The organism is uncultured Campylobacter sp., assembly GCF_938018035.1.
Taxonomy (GTDB): Bacteria; Campylobacterota; Campylobacteria; order Campylobacterales; family Campylobacteraceae; genus Campylobacter_B.
Genome location: NZ_CALIJF010000052.1, coordinates 1 through 3,934, shown reverse-complemented (window position 1 = coordinate 3,934; position 3,934 = coordinate 1). Strand labels below are relative to the sequence as shown.

The 3,934-nt window shown below is 45.7% G+C and carries 4 protein-coding genes; 1 reads left to right on the top strand and 3 read right to left on the bottom strand.

All coding sequences use genetic code 11. The annotated features are described in order from the left end of the window. Positions 1-129: hypothetical protein (locus tag Q0257_RS01685; protein WP_298020773.1), on the bottom strand; the 129-nt coding region annotated here is incomplete at its 3' end. Between the two features lie 661 nt (positions 130-790). Continuing rightward, positions 791-2,104, bottom strand: coding sequence for a hemolysin family protein (locus tag Q0257_RS01680; RefSeq protein ID WP_177386673.1), 1,314 nt, complete (start codon positions 2,102-2,104; stop codon positions 791-793). Between the two features lie 273 nt (positions 2,105-2,377). Here Q0257_RS01680 and Q0257_RS01675 point away from each other — a divergent pair, with 273 nt between their 5' ends. Continuing rightward, positions 2,378-2,545 (top strand): hypothetical protein, encoded by a 168-nt coding sequence (locus Q0257_RS01675; protein WP_298020770.1) that lies wholly within the window; start codon positions 2,378-2,380, stop codon positions 2,543-2,545. A 225-nt stretch (positions 2,546-2,770) separates the two neighbouring features. On the opposite strand, the gene Q0257_RS01670 is transcribed toward Q0257_RS01675, so the two are convergent. Then, entirely contained in the window at positions 2,771-3,580 is an 810-nt protein-coding gene (locus tag Q0257_RS01670) for a M48 family metallopeptidase (protein ID WP_298020767.1), read from the bottom strand. Between the last annotated feature and the right edge of the window lie 354 nt (positions 3,581-3,934).

The window sequence follows — 3,934 nt, the reverse complement described above, 5'->3', positions numbered from 1 at the left end:
TAGTAAAAATGCGCCGCCGCCGTTCGTGCCGAGTTTGTAAGGGAAGCCCCAGACATTTGCCATACCTACAGCAGAGCCCACGCAAGCGATGATAAAGGCCCAACGCGATGAGAATTTGTGTTTTGTCATAAAGCCATCCGTGCGAAAAATTTTCGTTATGGTAGCAAAAAGGAATTTAAGATTTATTTATGCGGAATTTTAAGGCATGCCGATTTGATTACTTAGGAATTTTTAGAATTTAAAATTGCGAAGTTTTAAAGCAAGATTGGCGGAATTTTACGATTAAAATCGATAGAGTTAATTCTGCGATACTGCGCGGCAAAATTTTATCTTTATAATTTTAGAATTTCTTCGCGGAATTTTGCGCTTAGACTTAGGCTTTAAAATTCGCTTAGCTCGGGCTTACAGAGGGCTTACTATTTAAGTTAGGCGAGAAATTTAGATCAATTAGAATTTTAAAATTCCGCAAAATTTTGAAATTTTTAAAATCTACGATCTCGCAAAATTTAAAAATAGGCTCATCAAGAAATTCTATCTAGCGTCGCTCTGGCAGAATTTTCGCGGTAAAATTTCGCCTTTTGTTTGTAATATGAAGAGGACTTATAAATAGCACTTTTATAAACCCTACAGGGCGGCGGGCATTCCTGCGCCCGCTATTAGGGCATCTATGCGGGAGCGGTGAATAAATTTTCACCCTAGATGGGAATTGGGAGCGTCGCAAGTGGCAGCGCGCTTGAAATTTCCGGCACGCAGCATCGCAGGGCGGAATGTTATTAGCCTACACTTTGACTTAGTTATTTTTCTCCGCTTCTTCGTTTTCTTGCGGTTGCGCGACTGCTTTTTTGATCGCTTTTACGAGCGAAACTCTTGTGCCATCCATTCGCAGCACTTCGTAATCGCAGTTTTCATCGCTTATTTTATCGCCGATTTCAGGTAGGCTGCCGAAGAGATTAAAGACGTAGCCGCCGATCGTTAGCTGCTCGGTCTCTTCGTCGAAGTCAATGCCCATAACCTCCTCGACGCCTTCGATCTCGAAACGCCCTCTAAACTCAAAGGTGTTCTCGTCGATACGTTTGAAATTTTGCGCATTCGCGTCGTGCTCGTCGTTGATGTCGCCAAAAATTTCTTCTATGATGTCTTCCATCGTCAAAAATCCCGCAGTACCGCCGTATTCGTCGATGACGAGCGCGGCAAAAATGCGCTGCTTATTCATCATAGGTAAAATTTTAGAGATCGGGCTGTTTTCAGGCACGATGATGAGCTTGCGCACGATCTTATCGAAGCTTTTATCTCCCTTTTGTTGGATGATGTCGCGGATGTGGATGAGGCCTAGGACGTTATCCTTGCTGCCGTCGATATATGGAAAGCGCGTAAATTTCGACTGCAAGACGGTCGCGTAGTTTTCGTCGTAGCTTTTTTGCTTATTTAGGCATATGAGATCGCGCCGTGGCGTCATTATCTCTTTAGCGACTGTGTCGCTAAAATCGACGGCGTTTTTGATGATCTCGGTCTCTAGGCTATCGAGCACGCCGCCTTTTAGGCTCTCGCTTGCGATGATTTTGATCTCTTCGTCCGAAAGCGCAAGCTCGCTCTCTTTGGCGGGCTTTACGCCGATGATTTTAAGCGAAACGGCAGCGATGAAGTCAAACGCCTTTATGATCGGAAAAAACATAATCCAAAAAATATGAAGCGGTCTGGAGATAAAAAGCACGATCTTCTCGGTTTTGGCAATAGCGATGGATTTTGGCACTAGCTCGCCGAGCACGACGTGAAATAGCGTAACGAGCGTAAAAGATATGACGAAGGCGATCGTATGTGCTGCCGCTCCGCCGCCTATGCCGATGGATCTTAGTGGCAGCTCGATCAGTCTCGATACCGCGGGCTCACCGATCCAGCCGAGGGCGAGCGAGCTTATCGTAATGCCTAGCTGAGTGGCGCTAAGATAGGTGTCAAGGGAGTTTGAAATTTTAAAAGCGAGCTTTGCGTTTGGAATTTTATCCTTGATAAGCTCTTCGAGGCGAGACTTTCTTACTTTGACGATTGAGAATTCCGAAAGAACAAAAAAAGCATTCATAAAGATGAATACAAAAGCTAAAACTAACATTAAAACCGAACTGTCCGTGTCCAAATTTCTTATCCTTTGAAATTTAAAAATAAATATTTATGATTATATCTAAAAACGCTTTAAAATCCAAAAGGTGTGGAAAATGCCTCGCGCCCGTGCGTAGAATTCTGCGGAGTTGAAATTTTACTCCTTTTATCGCGTAAAATTTCATCTGCCCGCGCGAGACTTGTCGCCGCGCAAAATAGCGCTAAATTCTGCTACCCGGTCGAATAAATTTTATTTTCATACTGGGCTGCGGCTGCAAAATTTCATTTGTATACGGCCGCAGCGAAATTCTATCTGCGCCCGAAGGAGCAAAATCTTACTCCAAATTTCGTCGCGCTTAAAATCGTAAAATTTCGCGCCGCAGAATTCTGTAGCGACGGACATTTCGGCTTTCTATGCGACGGAATTTCGCCCAGCACTTGCGTTTTGAAATGAAATTTTGTCTCGACGCGGATTATATTTATCGCGCGTATTGGTGGAATTTTGCGGTAATTTAGGATTTTGCGCCACAGCAGGTCTTTGTCACGGCAAAACTCCAGCGCGGCGGCGGATAATCCTAGCGCCGCGCGCAAGTCCATTAAGAAATTTAAATGCGACGATAAAACCTGCTACTTAAAAAACCTCAGCGCGCAAACTCTTGGGAAATTTTAAATCGCAAGACTATCTATTTCTTGTGGCGGCCTCGTAAAGCGGCAAGACTTTCGGCATCACCTCTTTTAGATCGGCGATGCGATCGTCGTTTGAAGGGTGCGTGGACATAAATTTAAGTGGATGGCTCTCGTTTAGCTTATTCATCTTCTCCCAGACGCTTATCGCCGCCCTCGGATCATATCCTGCGCGTGCCATCAGCTCGACGCCCATCAGATCGGCCTCCGTCTCATGCGTGCGAGAAAACGGCAGCGTGAATGTGTACTGCGCCGCCATGTTCAAAGCCGCTGAGCCCAGATCTCCAAGCCCTGCTGCGGAGCTTGCTACGGCGATACCGACATCTTTCATCTGTTCAGTCGAGGCTCGCTCGCGGCTGTGTTCGCGCAATGCGTGAGACATCTCGTGCCCCAAAATAGCAGCCAGCTCGGCATCGGTAAGCTTAAGCTTTTCGATGATGCCCGTATATACGACGATGCGACCGCCAGGCATACACCAAGCATTGATCGTAGGGTCGTTGATGACGTTTACCTGCCAGTTCCATTTCAGTGCGTCTTTGCGAAATGCGCCGACTTGAGCGATTAGGCGCCTCGAGATGCCTCTAACGCGATCAGTTAGCTTTTTATCGGTATTTAGGACATGTTTGGCGTTTGCTTGGGCGGTAATCTGCCTGTAGGCAAGCGCGGCACTTTGATCCATTTCAGCTTCGCTTACGGTGATGAATTGCGAGCGGTCGATGCCTACGGCGCCGCCTTGCGTGGTGCTCGCGCAGCCGGTAAAAATCATCATCGCAGCAAAGGATATTAAAAGAGCTAATTTTTTCATCTTTTCTCCTTGGAATTTTGCGGCGATTTTAGCAAAATTTGGTTAAATTTTTAGAATTTTATTTTGGATTGCCGGATTTTGCAGGCGCGATCTATTTGGAATTTGCCGTGAAATTTAAGGACGCCCGTCGCCTTTAAAATAGGATTGGGCTTTGTAATTTAGCGATAAAATTTAGCGGTGATTTCGCAGAATTTTATCACGGCGTAAACGAGGCATTGCTATGTGAAAGTAGTGGATTTATCCAAATCCAAGTGCGACGTTGTATAAATAAGGCGCCTCTGCGCCCAAATAGAGCGGGGGTACGGTTTTAAATTTATGCTGCGTAGGCTACGATAAATCCGGCGGAATTTTATT

Excerpts from the sequence above, each read along its gene's own strand:
- Q0257_RS01680 (WP_177386673.1), bottom strand. The coding sequence starts at position 2,104 with ATGTTAGTTTTAGCTTTTGTATTCATCTTTATGAATGCTTTTTTTGTT.
- Q0257_RS01670 (WP_298020767.1), bottom strand. The coding sequence starts at position 3,580 with ATGAAAAAATTAGCTCTTTTAATATCCTTTGCTGCGATGATGATTTTT.